15 protein-coding genes are annotated in these 16,753 nt (G+C 59.1%); 10 read left to right on the top strand and 5 right to left on the bottom strand.

Translation table 11 applies throughout. The features are described from left to right. Positions 1-33 precede the first annotated feature (33 nt). From ASD60_RS05655 to phhA, 5 genes are all read right to left on the bottom strand, one after another. Positions 34-219, bottom strand: a complete 186-nt coding sequence (locus ASD60_RS05655; RefSeq protein WP_056853044.1) for a hypothetical protein — start codon at positions 217-219, stop codon at positions 34-36. A gap of 72 nt (positions 220-291) precedes the next feature. Continuing rightward, positions 292-423, bottom strand: a complete 132-nt coding sequence (locus ASD60_RS29615) for a hypothetical protein (RefSeq protein ID WP_269083288.1) — start codon at positions 421-423, stop codon at positions 292-294. 275 nt (positions 424-698) lie between these two features. Continuing rightward, positions 699-1,892, bottom strand: coding sequence for an amino acid aminotransferase (locus ASD60_RS05650; RefSeq protein WP_056853043.1), 1,194 nt, complete (start codon positions 1,890-1,892; stop codon positions 699-701). Continuing rightward, complete coding sequence (locus tag ASD60_RS05645) at positions 1,892-2,248, bottom strand: 4a-hydroxytetrahydrobiopterin dehydratase (RefSeq protein ID WP_056853042.1); 357 nt, start codon at positions 2,246-2,248, stop codon at positions 1,892-1,894. The genes ASD60_RS05650 and ASD60_RS05645 overlap by 1 nt, the downstream gene beginning before the upstream one ends. Positions 2,249-2,352: 104 nt before the next feature. Continuing rightward, positions 2,353-3,144: a phenylalanine 4-monooxygenase gene (phhA, locus tag ASD60_RS05640; protein WP_056853041.1), complete on the bottom strand. Its 792-nt coding sequence runs from the start codon at positions 3,142-3,144 to the stop codon at positions 2,353-2,355. A gap of 279 nt (positions 3,145-3,423) precedes the next feature. Here phhA and ASD60_RS05635 point away from each other — a divergent pair, with 279 nt between their 5' ends. From ASD60_RS05635 to ASD60_RS05590, 10 genes are all read left to right on the top strand, one after another. Further along, complete coding sequence (locus ASD60_RS05635) at positions 3,424-4,986, top strand: sigma-54-dependent transcriptional regulator (protein WP_056853040.1); 1,563 nt, start codon at positions 3,424-3,426, stop codon at positions 4,984-4,986. A gap of 432 nt (positions 4,987-5,418) precedes the next feature. Next, positions 5,419-6,159 carry a flagellar basal body rod protein FlgF gene (locus ASD60_RS05630; protein ID WP_056853039.1) on the top strand — a complete coding sequence of 247 codons (741 nt, stop codon included), beginning with the start codon at positions 5,419-5,421 and terminating at the stop codon, positions 6,157-6,159. Between the two features lie 45 nt (positions 6,160-6,204). Further along, positions 6,205-6,990, top strand: a complete 786-nt coding sequence (gene flgG, locus ASD60_RS05625) for a flagellar basal-body rod protein FlgG (RefSeq protein WP_008055493.1) — start codon at positions 6,205-6,207, stop codon at positions 6,988-6,990. Between the two features lie 53 nt (positions 6,991-7,043). Further along, the gene (gene flgH, locus ASD60_RS05620) at positions 7,044-7,739 is read left to right on the top strand and encodes a flagellar basal body L-ring protein FlgH (protein WP_056853038.1); all 696 of its coding nucleotides are present in this window, start codon (positions 7,044-7,046) and stop codon (positions 7,737-7,739) included. 42 nt (positions 7,740-7,781) lie between these two features. After that, the gene (locus ASD60_RS05615) at positions 7,782-8,855 is read left to right on the top strand and encodes a flagellar basal body P-ring protein FlgI (RefSeq protein WP_162250571.1); all 1,074 of its coding nucleotides are present in this window, start codon (positions 7,782-7,784) and stop codon (positions 8,853-8,855) included. Between the two features lie 12 nt (positions 8,856-8,867). Beyond that, positions 8,868-10,151: a flagellar assembly peptidoglycan hydrolase FlgJ gene (gene flgJ, locus ASD60_RS05610; protein ID WP_056853036.1), complete on the top strand. Its 1,284-nt coding sequence runs from the start codon at positions 8,868-8,870 to the stop codon at positions 10,149-10,151. Between the two features lie 24 nt (positions 10,152-10,175). Then, positions 10,176-12,188: a flagellar hook-associated protein FlgK gene (flgK, locus tag ASD60_RS05605; RefSeq protein ID WP_056853035.1), complete on the top strand. Its 2,013-nt coding sequence runs from the start codon at positions 10,176-10,178 to the stop codon at positions 12,186-12,188. 13 nt (positions 12,189-12,201) lie between these two features. After that, complete coding sequence (locus ASD60_RS05600) at positions 12,202-13,794, top strand: flagellar hook-associated protein 3 (protein ID WP_056853034.1); 1,593 nt, start codon at positions 12,202-12,204, stop codon at positions 13,792-13,794. Between the two features lie 298 nt (positions 13,795-14,092). Continuing rightward, positions 14,093-15,022 (top strand): ketoacyl-ACP synthase III, encoded by a 930-nt coding sequence (locus ASD60_RS05595; RefSeq protein WP_056853033.1) that lies wholly within the window; start codon positions 14,093-14,095, stop codon positions 15,020-15,022. A 248-nt stretch (positions 15,023-15,270) separates the two neighbouring features. Beyond that, the gene (locus ASD60_RS05590) at positions 15,271-16,710 is read left to right on the top strand and encodes a flagellin N-terminal helical domain-containing protein (protein WP_056853032.1); all 1,440 of its coding nucleotides are present in this window, start codon (positions 15,271-15,273) and stop codon (positions 16,708-16,710) included. Positions 16,711-16,753 lie beyond the last annotated feature (43 nt).

Below are 16,753 nucleotides of genomic sequence, written 5' to 3'. Positions count from 1 at the left end.
TTGCGAAAAAGTAAAACTATTTGCCGGGCGGTGTCACTCGGGCTTGGCAGGGGCAACCAGTTGCGTGGTGACCAGTGCAGCCAAGGCATTTTCTTCGGTGCCGAAGCGGGCAAGCAAAGCGGCTTGTTTCTCGGGGGAGAGGCGATTCCAGATCTCGATCATTTTCTCGGCGGTGCCGATCAGGACGCTGGCCTGGGCTTCGCTAAATTCATCGGTCATGGTTCAAGGCTCGTTCAGGCAGTGTGGAAAGCGCATGTTAGCGCTTTCCACACGGTCTGTACGGCGGGTGTTTCAGTCTTCTCTGTCGGCCTGGCGGCTGTCAGGTGCTTCTTTTGGCTCGGGCTGTTGGGCACCGGCTTGTTGCGTGGTCGTCTGCTCAGGTACGTGCAGGCTTGGGAAGGGGAGATTAGGAATCTCGTGCATGGTTGCGCTCCTCGCTAAGTCTGTTGATAGATCTGGTAGATCCGCGCTTTTAAAAAAGCCTGGGCAGGATACAGCACTAAAAATGACAATCGGACTTTTATATCCATTTGTTTCGACGGATGGAGTTGTCTATACAAATCGGTAGATTCGCGCACATACAACTGTGGGAGCGAGCCTGCTCGCGATGCGGTGTGTCATTCAACGGTGTTGTTGACTGATTGACCGCTATCGCGAGCAGGCTCGCTCCCACAGAGGGACTCGCAGTATTTGCGATTTTACTTGCAGACGCTGGCAATCGCCTCGGCCAGCAAATCCAGACGCGTGGCATCAATCCCCGCCACGTTGGCCCGGCCTGAGCTGACCATGTACACGCTGTGGTGATCGCGCAGGTTCTTCACTTGCTCCGGCGACAGGCCGGTATAGGAGAACATCCCGCGCTGCACGCCAATGTGCGCAAATCGCTCGCGCAAACCGTGGGGCTCGAGTGCTTCCACCAGACCGCTGCGCAGCTGGGCGATACGCAGGCGCATCGCTTCCACTTCGTCGGCCCACAGGCGTTTGAGCTCCGGATCGCCGAGGATGGTTGCGACCACGGCAGCACCGTGGTCCGGCGGTGTCGACCACAGGTTGCGGGCGATGTTGGCCAATTGACTGCGGATATCGGTGAGTTTGTCGGCGGTTTTCGCGCAGACAATCAGCGCACCGGTACGGTCGCGGTACAGCCCGAAGTTCTTCGAGCAAGAGCTGGTGATCAGCACCTCCGGCAGCTCGGCGGCGAACAGGCGGGTGGACCAGGCATCCTGTTCCAGACCATCGCCAAAACCCTGATAAGCGAAGTCGATCAGCGGCAGCAGATCGCGTCTGCGAACAACTTCAAGCACCCGGCGCCAATCCTCGTGGGACAGATCGAACCCGGTCGGGTTGTGGCAGCAGGCATGCAGCAACACCACGTCGCCCTTTGGGGCCTCGTTAAGCGCTGCGAGCATCCCGTCGACGTCAAGTCGGTTGTCACTGCCCACGTACGGGTAATGACTGACCTTGACCTTGGCTGCCGCGAAAATCGTTTCGTGGATCGGCCAGGTCGGGTTGCTCAGCCATACCCCGCGCCCCGGCAGGCATTGGGCGATGAAGTCAGCGCTCAGGCGCAACGCTCCGGTGCCGCCGGGCGTTTGGGTGGCGCCAGCGCGCTGTGACTCGATCAGCTTGGAATCGGCGCCAAGCACCAATTCATTGATCGCTTTGCCAAATGCAGGTTCGCCGTGACCACCAATGTAGGTCTTGGTGGTCTGACGTTCCACCAGACGCGCCTCGGCCAGCTTCACCGATTGCGGAATCGGCGTCAGGCCCTGGGCGTCCTTATAGACGCCCACGCCAAGGTCGAACTTGCGCGGGTTGGGGTCCTGCGCATAAGCCTCCATCAGGCCCAGGATCGGGTCGCCGGGCACGCGGCCGATGGCGTCGAAGTGCATTACTTGCGGCCCTCGGCGTCCTTGGCAACGATGTCAGTGCGCGCGGCCATGATGAAGTCATTGCGGTGCAAGCCTTTGATCGAGTGGCTCCACCAGGTCACGGTGACTTTGCCCCATTCGGTCAGCAGGCCCGGGTGGTGACCTTCGGCCTCGGAGATTTCACCGACAGCGTTGGTGAACGCCAGGGCGTGTTTGAAGTTCTTGAACAGGAAAATCTTTTCCAGCTGCATGATGCCGTCGCGGACTTCGATGTTCCAATCCGGGATCTGCTTGATCAGGATCGGCAGTTCTTCGTCGCTGACCTGTGGAGCATCGGCGCGGCAGGCTTCGCAATGGGCTTGGGTAAGTGCGGTCATGATGTGTTCCTGAAATCGAATGTTGAAAATCGGCCGTCAGTAGCGCCCACGCTAATGCAAAGCGTCGGTTTCTGACAGGCTCACTTGATTCTAAAAGCGACGGATCACGCGGCTTTTGGTTTGGGCGGAAATTTCGGTGCGTGCAACCCCATCTGCATGGCTTGCTTGACCATGCCCATGATGTCTTCGTGGGCAAGGTCGAACAGGCGCTTGAGGTTCGGCAGCGCGAAATACAGTGGCTGCAAAATGTCGATGCGGTACGGCGTGCGCATGCATTCCAGCGGATCGAACGCCTGGTGTTCGGGTTCGTCCGACAGGCAATAAACGGTTTCTTTAGGCGAGGACAGAATGCCGCCGCCGTAGATGCGCTGGCCTTGTGGAGTGTCGACCAGGCCGAACTCGATGGTCATCCAGTACAGGCGCGCCAGATACACGCGCTCTTCCTTGGTCGCTTGCAGACCAAGCTTGCCGTAGGTGTGGGTGAATTCGGCGAACCAAGGGTTGGTCAGCAACGGACAGTGGCCGAAGATCTCGTGGAAAATATCCGGCTCTTGCAGGTAATCCAGCTCTTCGCGGGTACGAATAAAGGTGGCCACCGGAAACTGCTTGCTGGCGAGCAATTCGAAAAAGGTCTGGAAGGGGATCAGCGCCGGTACACGGGCGACCTGCCAACCGGTGGTTTCACCGAGGACCTTGTTGATCTCGCCCAATTGCGGAATGCGGTCGTGGGGCAGACCGAGTTTTTCGATACCGTCCAGGTACTCCTGGCACGCACGCCCTTCGATCACTTTCAGTTGGCGAGTGATCAGCGTGTTCCACACCGCATGTTCTTCGGCGGGGTAGTCGATAAAACCTTGCGCATCGGGCTCGCGAGCCACGTATTGCGTCTGCTTCATGCTGCTCTCCTGCTAAGGGATTTCATTCTTGTTATGTGCTGCTATGGACCCAGAAATAACCCATGAATTGCGCGATGGCAGCAGGTGATCCCCGTTGTACGTAGGAAAATCCTCCAAATATCGTAAAGTTTTCGTTACGTTTTATAGGTTGTCGCGCAGGTGTTGAGATTGGTGGGTGGGAAAAGCGCTCCACCTGTCACATAATCTTGACGACTAACTGAGCGCTCCAGCAGAAATATTCTTGCCGTGGGCCTCATTCACCACTGTTCGGGCCTTTATATGCGTATCAAAGTCCACTGCCAGAACCGCATCGGCATCCTGCGTGACATTCTCAACCTGCTGGTGGAGTACGGCATCAACGTCGCTCGCGGTGAAGTGGGTGGTGAGCATGGCAACGCGATCTACTTGCACTGTCCGAACCTGATCAACATTCAGTTCCAGGCTTTGCGTCCGAAATTCGAAGCGATTGGCGGGGTGTTTGGCGTCAAGCGTGTAGGCCTGATGCCTAGCGAACGTCGGCACATGGAGCTCAATGCGCTGCTTGGTGCGCTGGAGTTTCCAGTGCTGTCGATCGACATGGGCGGCTCCATCGTCGCGGCCAATCGTGCGGCGGCGCAGTTGCTTGGTGTTCGAGTCGATGAAGTGCCGGGGATTCCGCTGTCTCGATATGCCGAGGACTTCGATCTGCCGGAACTGGTGCGCGCCAACAAGTCGCGAATCAATGGGCTGCGGGTCAAGGTCAAGGGCGACGTGTTCCTGGCCGACATCGCGCCGCTGCAATCAGAGCATGACGACAGCGAAGCCATGGCCGGTGCCGTATTGACGCTGCACCGCGCCGACCGGGTGGGCGAACGCATCTATAACGTGCGCAAGCAGGAGCTGCGTGGTTTCGACAGCATCTTTCAAAGCTCGAAAGTCATGGCCGCGGTGGTGCGCGAAGCGCGGCGCATGGCTCCCCTTGATGCGCCGCTATTGATCGAAGGCGAAACCGGAACCGGCAAGGAGCTGTTGGCGCGCGCTTGTCATTTGGCTAGCCCGCGCGGGCAATCGCCGTTGATGGCGCTCAATTGCGCCGGTCTGCCGGAGTCCATGGCCGAGACGGAATTGTTCGGCTACGGCCCAGGTGCCTTCGAAGGTGCGCGTGCCGAGGGCAAGCTCGGGCTGTTGGAACTGACGGCGGGCGGTACGCTGTTTCTCGATGGCGTCGGGGAAATGAGCCCGCGCCTGCAGGTGAAATTGCTGCGCTTTCTGCAGGATGGCTGCTTCCGTCGCGTAGGCAGTGATGAAGAGGTTTATCTGGATGTACGGGTGATCTGCGCCACCCAGGTCGATCTCTCCGAACTGTGCGCGCGGGGCGAGTTTCGCCAGGACCTCTATCACCGCCTGAACGTGCTGTCGCTGCACATTCCGCCCCTGCGCGAATGCCTCGACGGTCTGACGCCGCTGGTGGAGCACTTCCTCGATCAGGCGAGTCGGCAGATCGGTTGCCCGCTGCCGAAGCTGGCGCCAGCGGCCATGGACAGGCTCAGTCATTACCACTGGCCGGGCAACGTCCGGCAACTTGAAAACGTATTGTTCCAGGCGGTTTCCCTGTGCGACGGCGGTACGGTCAAAGCCGAGCACATTCGGTTGCCGGACTACGGCGTGCGTCAGCCGCTTGGCGATTTTTCGCTCGAAGGCGGGCTGGACGAAATTGTCGGACGCTTCGAGAAAGCGGTGCTGGAGCGGTTGTACTCCGAACATCCGAGCAGTCGGCAATTGGGCAAGCGGCTGGGGGTTTCGCACACCACCATCGCCAACAAGTTACGCGATTATGAGGTGGGCAAGGAGCCTGGCACCTGAGTCAGCCCCATGAGCCAGGCCTCTAAATCAGGCCCATAAATCAGACCCTAAGTCAGGCACCTGTGGCGAGGGAGCTTGCTCCCGTTCGGGCGCGAAGCGGCCGCAGTACTGTCATTGATTGATCGTTCCCACGCTCTGCGTGGGAATGCAGCCCGGGACGCTCCGCGTCCCAAGAGCAGACGCAGAGCGTCCATTGAGGCGTTCCCACGCAGAGCGTGGGAACGAGCAGGTGGCGGAAGCTGAAGGTTGCCGTGAAGCGGCATGACACCGCCGGTTTTTCGTCTCTGTACAAATCCCCCATCTCCCTCCGAATCCCCTCAAGTCCTTTGTTTACCGGGCCTCGCGCCGCCAAAAACAAGTTGGTCTGCAAATTGCTTATGCCACGTCAGTACAGCAGTGGGCGGCAAACGTCCGGCAGGCAGAGGAAAGATTGTGGACAAGTACCTTTATGTGGCAATGACCGGCGCCAGCCAGAATGCACTGGCGCAGAAGGCTCATGCCAACAACCTCGCGAACATCTCCACCAACGGCTTCCAGAAAGACCTGGAGCAGGCGCGTTCGATGCCGGTGTTCGGCGACAGCTTTCCGGCGCGTGCGTTTGCCATGTCCGAACGACCGGCCACCGACTTTTCTCCCGGCTCGCTGGTAGAAACCGGCCGCGACCTCGATGTCGCCGTGCAGGGCAACGGCTGGCTGGCGGTGCAGAATCCCGATGGCGGCGAAAGCTACGTGCGCACCGGTAGCCTGGTGGTCGATGCACTTGGCGTATTGCGCGCCGGCAACGGCATGCCGGTGATCGGCAACGGCGGACCGATTGCCGTGCCGCCCGAACAACAGATCGAAGTGGGCGAAGACGGCACCATCAGTATTCGTGCGATGGGTGAAGGTCCTCGCGTGATGGCCGAAGTCGATCGCATCAAGCTGGTCAATCCGGACATCAAGAACATGACCAAGGGCCTGGACGGTTCGATCCACACCAGGGACGGTCAGCCGGCGCAAGCCGATGCCAACGTCAAGCTGGTGTCCGGTTTCCTTGAGTCGAGCAACGTCAACGCCGTGGACGAGATGACCTCGGTGCTGGCCTTGTCGAAGCAGTTCGAACTGCACATCAAGATGATGAACACCGCCAAAGAAGACGACCAGGCCATGGCTCGGGTCTTGCAGATCAGCTAATTACCAGAACGTCGCGCCGTAAAACAGGCGCACGAGGAGAATCGAATGCTTCCGGCTCTATGGGTTGCCAAAACCGGTCTGTCCGCCCAGGACACCAACCTGACCACCATTTCCAACAACCTGGCGAACGTGTCGACCACGGGCTTCAAACGTGACCGCGCCGAGTTCCAGGACTTGCTCTACCAGATCAAGCGTCAACCAGGCGCCCAGTCGACCCAGGACAGCGAACTGCCGTCTGGCCTGCAACTGGGTACCGGTGTGCGCATTGTCGGCACCCAGAAAAACTTCAACGCCGGCAGCCTGCAAACCACCGAGCAGCCACTGGACATGGCCATCGACGGCCGCGGTTTCTTCCAGATCCTGCAACCGGACGGCACCACGTCCTACACCCGCGACGGTACTTTCCACCTGGACTCCAACGGCCAGATCGTCAACGCCAGTGGCTTCGCCCTGGAACCGGCGATTGTCATCCCGAACGATGCCCAGACCTTCACCGTCGGCAAGGACGGCACCGTGTCCATCACCGTGGCCGGCAACCCGGCTTCCCAGGTGATCGGCAACCTGCAAACCGCCGACTTCATCAACCCGGCCGGCCTGCAAGCGGTGGGTAACAACCTGTTCCTGGAAACCGCCGCCAGTGGTGCACCGCAAGTCGGTACCCCGGGCCTGGCAGGTTTCGGTACCACGCTGCAGAACACCCTGGAAACGTCCAACGTCAGCACCGTTGAAGAGATGGTCAACATGATCACCACTCAGCGTGCCTACGAGATGAACTCCAAGGTGATCTCCACCGCCGATCAGATGCTCTCGTTCGTAACGCAGAATCTGTAATCAAGTCTATGAGGCGGTCATGCGGCCGCCTGCAACACCGTGAGGTAAGGGTCATGAATCGCTTCGTTTCTGTTCTGGCATTGAGTGGGATCACCGTGCTCGCCGGCTGTGTCGGTCCGACACCCAAGCCCAATGATCCTTACTACGCTCCGGTGCTGCCGCGCACGCCGCTGCCGGCTGCCGCGAACAACGGTTCGATCTACCAGGCCGGTTTCGAGCAGAACCTCTATAGCGACCGCAAGGCGTTCCGGGTTGGTGACATCATCACCATCACCCTGAACGAGAAGACCCAGGCCAGTAAAAACGCCAACTCGCAAATCGGCAAGAACAGCAAGGCCAGCATCGGCCTGAGCTCGCTGTTCGGTTCCACCCCCAACACCAACAACCCGTTCGGCAGTGGCGACTTGAGCCTGGACGCCAGCTATGAAGGCGACCGCGCGACCAAGGGTGACAGCAAGGCGGCGCAGGGCAACACCCTGACCGGTTCGATCACCGTGACCGTGGCCGACGTGCTGCCCAACGGCATCATTGCCGTGCGCGGCGAGAAGTGGATGACGCTGAACACCGGCGATGAGCTGGTACGGATTGCCGGATTGGTTCGTGCCGACGATATCTCCACCGATAACACCGTATCGTCGACCCGTGTCGCCGATGCGCGCATCACTTATTCGGGCACCGGTTCGTTTGCCGATGCGAGTCAGCCAGGCTGGTTCGACCGTTTCTTCCTCAGCCCGCTGTTCCCTTTCTAGGTGGCTACGTTGAATTTCAGAAGTCTCATCGTTGCCGCACTGATGCTATCCGCGGCCTTCAACGCTCAAGCCGAGCGGCTGAAGGACATCGCCAGTATTTCCGGCGTGCGTTCCAACCAATTGATCGGTTACGGCCTGGTGGTCGGGCTTAACGGTACCGGCGACCAGACGACGCAAACCCCGTTCACCCTGCAGACCTTCAACAACATGCTGTCGCAGTTCGGCATCAAGGTGCCGCCTGGCTCGGGCAACGTGCAATTGAAAAACGTCGCGGCAGTGTCGATCAGCGCCGATTTGCCTCCGTTCGCCAAACCGGGGCAGCAGGTCGACATTACCGTATCGTCCATCGGTAACTCCAAGAGCCTGCGCGGCGGTACATTGCTGCTGACGCCGCTCAAGGGTATCGATGGCAACGTCTACGCGGTGGCCCAGGGCAACCTGGTGGTGGGCGGTTTCGATGCCGAAGGTCGCGACGGTTCGAAGATCACTGTCAACGTTCCCTCGGCCGGTCGCATCCCTGGCGGTGCTTCGGTTGAACGAGCGGTGCCGAGCGGTTTCAACCAGGGCAATAGCTTGACCCTGAACCTCAATCGTTCCGACTTCACCACGGCCAAGCGCATCGTCGACAAGATCAATGACATGCTCGGCCCTGGCGTGGCCCAGGCCATCGACGGCGGATCGATTCGCGTGACTGCGCCGCTCGATCCAAGCCAGCGGGTCGACTATCTGTCGATCCTCGAAAACCTCGAAATCGATCCGGGCCAGGCGGTGGCGAAAGTCATCATCAACTCCCGTACCGGCACCATCGTGATCGGTCAGAACGTCAAGGTTTCTCCGGCCGCCGTCACCCACGGCAGCCTGACGGTAACCATCACCGAAGACCCGATCGTCAGCCAGCCCGGCCCGCTGTCCAATGGCCAGACCGCCGTCGTGCCGCGCTCGCGGGTCAACGCCGAGCAGGAAGCCAAGCCGATGTTCAAATTCGGCCCGGGCACCACCCTCGACGAAATCGTCCGTGCGGTGAACCAGGTCGGCGCGGCACCGGGCGACCTGATGGCCATCCTCGAAGCACTGAAGCAGGCCGGCGCGTTGCAAGCCGACCTGATCGTGATTTAAGGACGGCAATCTATGGACATGTTCAAGAGTGGGCGGGTCAGCAGCAGCGATTCGGGTGCATTCTCCGACCTGAACCGCCTGAACCAGCTCAAGGTCGGCGACAAGAACAGCGACGCCAACATGCGCAAGGTTGCGCAGGAGTTCGAATCGCTGTTCCTCGGCGAGATGCTCAAGTCCATGCGCTCGGCCACCGAAGCGCTGGGCAAGGACAACCCGCTCAACACCGCCGAGGCCAAGCAGTATCAGGAAATGTACGACCAGCAACTGGCCGTCTCCATGTCCCGCGAGGGCGGTGGCATCGGGCTGGCGGACGTGCTGATGCGGCAGATGTCGAAAAACAAACCGCTGGCTCCGGGTGAGGCGGCGACGTTGTCCGCCGCCAAGCAGGAGGCGGCGAAAGCTGCCGCGCAAACGCCGATCGCGGCGGGCACGGTGGCGATCAACGGGCCGTTGTCGCGGGTCAATGGTCAGCGTCCTTTGTGGGCTTCGCGTTCGGTCAGCGCACCGACAGGCGAGGGCGCGCACAGCAATGACATGGCGCTGATCAATCAGCGGCGCCTGGCATTGCCGCCGAAACTGGCTGACCGCTTGCTCGCCGGCCTGGTGCCTTCGGCAACGACTACGGCGACAGCGACGGTCAACAAAACGCCATTGCCGGAGCGCACCACCCTCACCGGTGCCGGGCCTCTGTATAACGGCGACTGGTTGGCCAATGCGCAGGCAGCATCGGGCGCAGGCTTGCAGATCCATGGTCGCGCCATCGCCCAGATTCCACTGGCGCCGGCGAAGAAAGCCTTCAGTTCCGCCGACCAATTCGTCAACACCATGCTGCCGATGGCCAAGGAAGCCGCCGAACGCATTGGTGTCGATCCGCGTTACCTGGTGGCGCAGGCTGCCCTGGAAACCGGTTGGGGTAAATCGGTCATGCGCGCACAGGACGGCAGCAGCAGCCACAACCTGTTCGGCATCAAGGCCAGCAGCAATTGGAAGGGCGATTCAGCGCGCGCGATCACCAGCGAATTCAGAAATGGCGAGATGGTCAAGGAGACGGCCGAGTTCCGTTCCTATGCCTCTTACAAGGACAGTTTCCATGATCTTGTGACGTTGTTGCAGACGAATAATCGCTATCAAGATGTCGTGAAGTCGGCCGATAACCCAGAACAGTTTGTACGCGAGTTGCAAAAGGCCGGTTATGCAACCGACCCGGACTACGCAAGCAAGATTTCGCAGATAGCCAAGCAGATGACGAGTTACCAGAACTACGCTGCGGCGGGCGTTTCCACCACGCCTTTATAGGCATAAGGTCATAAGGTCTGAACCATGAGTTTGCTCAACATCGGAATGTCGGGTTTGTCCGCTAGCCACGCCTCGCTGGTGACTACCGGTAATAACATTTCCAACGTCGATACCGTCGGGTACTCGCGCCAACAAACTGTGCAGAACAGCAAAAATTCTATTCAGTATGGCAATGTGTTCATTGGCACCGGGACCACGCTGGCCGATGTGCGTCGGGTGTACAACAGCTATCTCGATGCCCAGTTGCAAACCACCACTTCGCTCAACAGCGATGCGCAGGCTTATCTGGGACAGGCTACCCAGGTCGACAAGCTGCTGTCCGACAGCGGTACCGGTGTGACCAAGACCCTGCAATCGTTCTTCGCTTCCTTGCAGACGTTGGCCGGCAACTCCAATGACAACGCTGCTCGCCAGGCATTGCTGACCAATGCCCAGGGTTTGAGCAGCCGCTTCAATGCCATCTCGCAGCAGCTGTCGCAGCAAAATACTTACATCAACGACCAGTTGGGTTCGATGGCCGATCAGGTCAATAAGCTGGCGTCGAATGTTGCGGCCTATAACAAGAAAATCGCCGAAGTCAGCGGTTCCGGTGGCACGCCCAACGAACTGCTGGACCAGCGTAACGAAACCATTCGCCAACTTAACGAGCTGGTCGGTACTCAGGTGACTGAAACCGAAGGCCGCCTCGATATCTATCTGGGCAGCGGCCAGCCACTGGTGGTCGGCGATACCGTCAACAAATTACGCGTGGCGCCGGATCCTGCCGATCCAACTCGCTCCGCGATCATCATGGATCGCAACGGCTCGTCGGTGGATATCACGTCGGTGATGAGCGGCGGTGAGATGGGCGGGCTGGTGCGTTATCGCAATGAGGTGTTGACGCCAGCGGTCAATGGCCTGGGGCGCATCGCCATGGTCGTGGCTGATCAGGTTAACAAGCAGTTGGGCCAAGGTCTGGACCAGAACGGCAACTTCGGCGCGAATCTGTTCAACAACATCAACAGTGCCGCAGCGATCAGCCAGCGCAGCATTGCCCACGGCAACAACAACCCGGCTTCCGGCAACCTGAACGTCACCATCAATGACACCAGCAAGGTGCAGGCCAGTGACTATCAGGTGACCATCACCGCCACCGGTTACAACGTGCGTCGCCTGTCGGACAACACCGACATGGGCAACTTCGCCTTCGCCACGCCGCCCGCTGCACAACCAGTCATCGACGGCTTCAGCCTGAGCATCAACGCCGGCACCCTCGCCGCTGGCGACAGTTTCAAGATCACCCCGACCCGCGGCTCAGCGGCGGACATGACCACCGTCATGACCGACACAAAGACCCTGGCCACCTCCGCGCCGCTGACCTCGACCAAGGCCTCCGGCAATGACGGCACTGGCGCTGTCAGCCAGCCGAGCCTGAAAACCCAGCTGGATATTTACGATCCGGTGCAGCGTTTGGAAGTGCAGACGTCGGTCAAGGCATCGATGCCGGTCCGGATGTTGATGACCAGTGCCACCGCCTATGAAGTGTTCGACTCCAAGGGCAACAGCATCGGCACCGGCAGCATCGTCCCGGGTCAGAATAACGACCTGAACATCGCCGTGCCGTACACCGATGCCGGCGGCAACCCCAAGACCTTCAACGTTGCGATGACGGTCAGCGGCAGTCCCGCCTCGGGTGACAGTTTCAATATTTCCATGACGGCTGCCGACAGCACCGACAACCGCAATGCCCAGTCGCTGCTTGCCCTGCAAACCAAGGCTACCGTCGGCGCCAGCGCCACCAGCCCGGGCGTGAGTTTTACTGAGGCCTATGGTGGCCTGGTGACGACTGTTGGCTCCCTGACCAAGCAAGGTCAACTGGATGCCACGGCTACCGACACCATCATGACCGGTGCGCGCAATGCCCGTGACTCGTTGTCGGGCGTCGACCTCGATGAAGAGGCGGGCAACCTGACCAAATACCAGCAGTACTACACGGCCTCTTCGCAGATCATCAAGACTGCGCAGGAAATTTTCAGCACCCTGATCAATGCCCTTTAAGGAGCCGTAGAACATGCGTATTTCTACAGCACAGTATTACGCCACGACGGCTGCCAACTATTCGCGCAACCTCAACAACGTGATGAAGACTGCCGAGCAGGCCAGCAGCGGCGTCAAGCTTGAAACGGCGGCGGATGATCCTGTCGGTGCGGCTCGCCTGCTGCAGCTCGAGCAACAAAAAGCCATGCTGGGTCAGTACACCACCAATATCAGCGCGTTGAACACCGCTCAGGCGCAGGAAGAGAGCGTGCTGGACAGCATCAACAACGTGTTGCAGAAAGTCAGTGAGTTGGCGATTCGTGCCGGCGGTGGTTCGTTGAACGACGATGACCGCAAATCCATTGCCGCCGAACTGAAACAGTCCGAAGAGCAATTGCTGAGCCTGATGAACAGCAAGGACGCCAACGGCAAGTACATCTTCTCTGGCGCCAGCAACAACACTCAGCCTTTCGTGCGCAACAGCGATGGCACCTACAGCTACCAGGGTGATCAGACTCAGTTGGAATTGAAGATCGGCGATTCCATGTCGCTGGGCCTGAACGATACCGGATGGGAAGTTTTCCAGCAGGCGATCAACGCTGCGCGCAGCAGCACCACCATGACCGCACCTGCTGTTAATGACGGTCGCGTGGACCTGTCCCCGGGGCTGGTGAGTTCCGGTCCGGCGTTCGATGCGAATTTCCGCAACGGCCAGCCTTACACCATGTCATTCACCAGCAGTACCCAATTCGTGATTACCGATGCGTTGGGCAATGACGTCACCGCCGAAGCGACGGGGGGTGGCAAGTTTGACCCGAATGCCAAGGGCGGTTCCGACGTCAACTTCCGTGGTGTCACCTTCAAGCTCGATATCACCTTCCAGCCGGGTGATACGCCCGCCGACTCCGCCAGCGCTGATGCGGTGATCGCCGGGCACAGTTTCCAGTTGGCGGCAAAGCCGGACAGCTTCGTCGCCAACCGCGCTCCAAACAATCCGTCGACAGCCATCATCACCCAGACTGCGGTGACCAACGCTGCCGATTACAAGAGTTTCTTTCCCGAAGGCGGGGCGGTGCTTAAGTTCACCGGCCCTGGGACCTTTGAGCTGTACGCGCGCCCATTGACCAACACCAGCACGCCGGTAACCACCGGAACAGTGGTGGCTGGCGTGGCGACAGCAGCGGGTGTCAGCTTCACGCTCGGTGGCACACCGGCGACGCCAGCTGCCGGTGATCAGTTCGACATCGCGGTCAACACCCACCAGACCCAGAATGTCCTCGATACCATCAGCCAGCTGCGTTCGGCGCTCGATGCGCCGACTCAAGGCAACCCTGTTGCCCAGCGTTTTCTGGAGGACACCATCGCTTCGGCCATTGCCAACCTGAACAACTCCAAGAACCAGGTCGACCTGGCGCGGGGTGCGATCGGTGCACGGGGCAATGTGATGGACATGCAGGCAGAGCAGAACACCAGCACTGGTCTGATCAACGAATCGACCGGCAACTCGATCAAGAACGCCGACCCGGCTGAAGTCCTGACGCGCCTGACCTTGCAGCAAACCATGCTGCAGGCTGCGCAACTGGCGTTCGCCAAGGTTTCCCAGCTGAGTCTGTTCAACAAGCTTTGAGTCGGTCCTGACCGCTCGCGGCCAGTCCCTGTCACCGGGGGCTGGCTTTTTTTTGCTCTTTTTTTGTAGGAAGCGAGGCGCAAAGGGCGGAACCAGGGCCATAAAATCAAATAAAGCAGCGATCTCTGAGTGACCCGTCAGTCAAAACGCGCATCTTCACTGTATCCTGTCTGCGGGCGGTGAAAGGTGGCGGATGTTCAAGGTGTTTGCTTGAGCGCCGACGATGCCAGGCCCTGACTGTAGACGCCCTCGATTCAGCGAGCGGCGATGTTCAGCTGTTTATTATTGGGAAGCCATAATGATTGGCATAAAAAATATTGCGAGTTACGTGCCGGTAGCCGGGGTTGATAACTACGCCCAGGGTGCAAAGTTCGACAAGGATGAAACCTTCATCCTTGGCAAGATCGGTTCGGCGTTTTTGCCGCGCATGGATGCCGATCAGGAAACCTCCGACCTGTGTGTCGAAGCTGCCAATGCGCTGTTCGCCGCCAGTCCCGAACTCAAGCGTGAAGCCATCGACTGTCTGATCGTCGTCACCCAGAACGGTGATGAAGAAGGGCTGCCGCACACCGCTGCGATCGTTCAGGACAAGTTGGGCCTGCCGACCCATGTCGCCGCTTTCGATATTTCCCTGGGCTGTTCCGGTTACGTCTACGGCATTTATGCGATCAAAGGCTTCATGGAAGCGGCGGGGCTGAAAAACGGCCTGCTCATTACCGCCGACCCGTATTCGAAGATTGTCGACCCGGAAGACCGTAACACCACCATGCTGTTCGGCGATGCCGCCACCGCAACCTGGATGGGCGAAAACGCTGTCTGGCAGTTGGGCAAGTCGAAGTTCGGCACCGACGGTTCCGGTGCACCGCACTTGAAGGTTACCGATGGTGTGTTCTTCATGAATGGCCGTCAGGTATTCAACTTTGCACTGTTGAAAGTCCCGGCGCATTTGCATGAGCTGCTGGACGAGTCGAACCTCCAAGCCGGCGACATCGATGCCTTCTGCATTCACCAGGGCAGCGCGGCCATCGTCGATGCCGTGGCGCGTCGCTTTGAAGAAGGTGAGCCGGAGAAGTTCGTCAAGGACATGCTCGAAACCGGTAACACGGTTTCATCGAGTATTCCGTTGCTGTTGCAGAACCACGTGTTCGATTCGAAATGGACGCGCGTGGCGATCAGCGGCTTTGGCGTAGGCCTTTCGTGGGGCTCGGCGATTCTTTATCGCGGCTGATTAATCCGAACGCAGGCAAAAAAAACGCCCGGCAACTCAGGTTACCGGGCGTTTTGCGTTTTTCTGGCGCCGATTTTTTGTCTGTAAAGCCTTGAAAATAAAGGGCTGGCACGCTGCCACTAAAAAATTAGAAAAAACCCCTCAAGCAAAGCCACCTCACGACGATAACTATTACGTAGGTTCTCTAGGCCACACCCGGCGGATGCCAGGGCCGGAAGCCGCAGTATCCATCCAACGAGGATTTCGTCATGGCTTTAACCGTAAACACCAACCTTGCTTCCTTGACCGTTCAGAACAACCTGAACAAAGCTTCCGGTAACCTGCAGACCTCCATGCAGCGCCTGTCCTCCGGCCTGCGAATCAACAGCGCTAAAGATGACGCTGCTGGCCTGCAAATTTCCAACCGTCTGACCAGCCAGATCAACGGCCTGCAGACTGCTATCAAGAACGCCGGTGACGGTATCTCCATCGCGCAAACTGCTGAAGGCGCGATGCAGGAATCCACCAACATCCTGCAGAAAATGCGTACCCTGGCTCTGGCTTCGGCGAACGGCTCGCCAAGCGCTGAAGACCGTAAGTCGAACAACGCTGAATACGCTGCTCTGACTTCCGAGCTGACCCGTATCGCTACCACCACTACTTTCGGTGGTCGTAACCTGCTGGACGGTTCTTTCGGTACTACCGCTTTCCAAGTCGGCGCCAACGCCAACCAGACCATCAACATGACTCTGGGCAACGTAGCTGCTAACAACGTTGGTTCGCAGCAACTGAAAAGTGTAACTAACGCACCTAGCGCTACTGGCGGTCTGACTGGCGGCAACATCGTTGTTACCGGTGGCGGCCAAACCAGTTCCACTATCGCTGTAGCTGTTGGTGATTCGGCCAAGCAAATTGCTGCCAAGCTGAACGGCGCCGTAGGTGGTCTGACCGCTACTGCCAGTACTGAAGTTGCGTTCTCTGTAACTGCTACTGCTGCCCTTCCAGCTGCCTTCGACCTGACCGTCGGTGGTGCAACCGTTAGCTTCACCGGTCTGACCAGCACCTCCGATCTGGCCGATCAGTTAAAGTCCAACGCCGCTAAACTGGGCATCAGCGTCAACTACGATTCCTCGACTCAAGCCCTGTCGGTTAAATCCGACACCGGTGAGAACCTGAGCTTCACCAACGGTAACGCTAACGCCGCCCTCATCGGTGTTGCATCGAAAAACGGTGCCGGTGTACTCAGCGCCTCGACTCCGCTCGTTGTAGGTGCAGGTCCGATCATCGCTACCGGTTCCATCTCGCTGAACTCCACCAACAGCTACTCGATGTCCGGTGCTGGTGTTGGCGGCTTGTTCGGTGGTGCTGCTGCCACTTCGGCCAGCTCTGCCAAAACCGTTGTCAGCAACACTGACGTGACCACTGCCGCCAACGCGCAAAACGCTGTTGACGTGATCACCCAGGCCATTGCCAACATCGACTCCCAGCGTGCTGACCTCGGTGCCGTACAAAACCGTTTCGACAGCACCGTGTCGAACCTGCGCAGCATCTCGGACAACTCCACTGCTGCTCGTGGCGTGATCCAGGACGTTGACTTCGCAGCCGAAACTGCTCAGCTGACCAAGCAACAAACCCTGCAACAGGCTTCCACCGCGATCCTGTCCCAGGCTAACCAGCTGCCATCGGCTGTGCTGAAGCTGCTGGGTTAATTCCAGAGTTTGGTGAGTGACGGAAGGGCGCGTTTACGTGCCC

The organism is Pseudomonas sp. Root562, assembly GCF_001427125.1.
GTDB lineage: Bacteria > Pseudomonadota > Gammaproteobacteria > Pseudomonadales > Pseudomonadaceae > Aquipseudomonas.
This window is presented reverse-complemented; position numbering and strand designations above follow the sequence as displayed.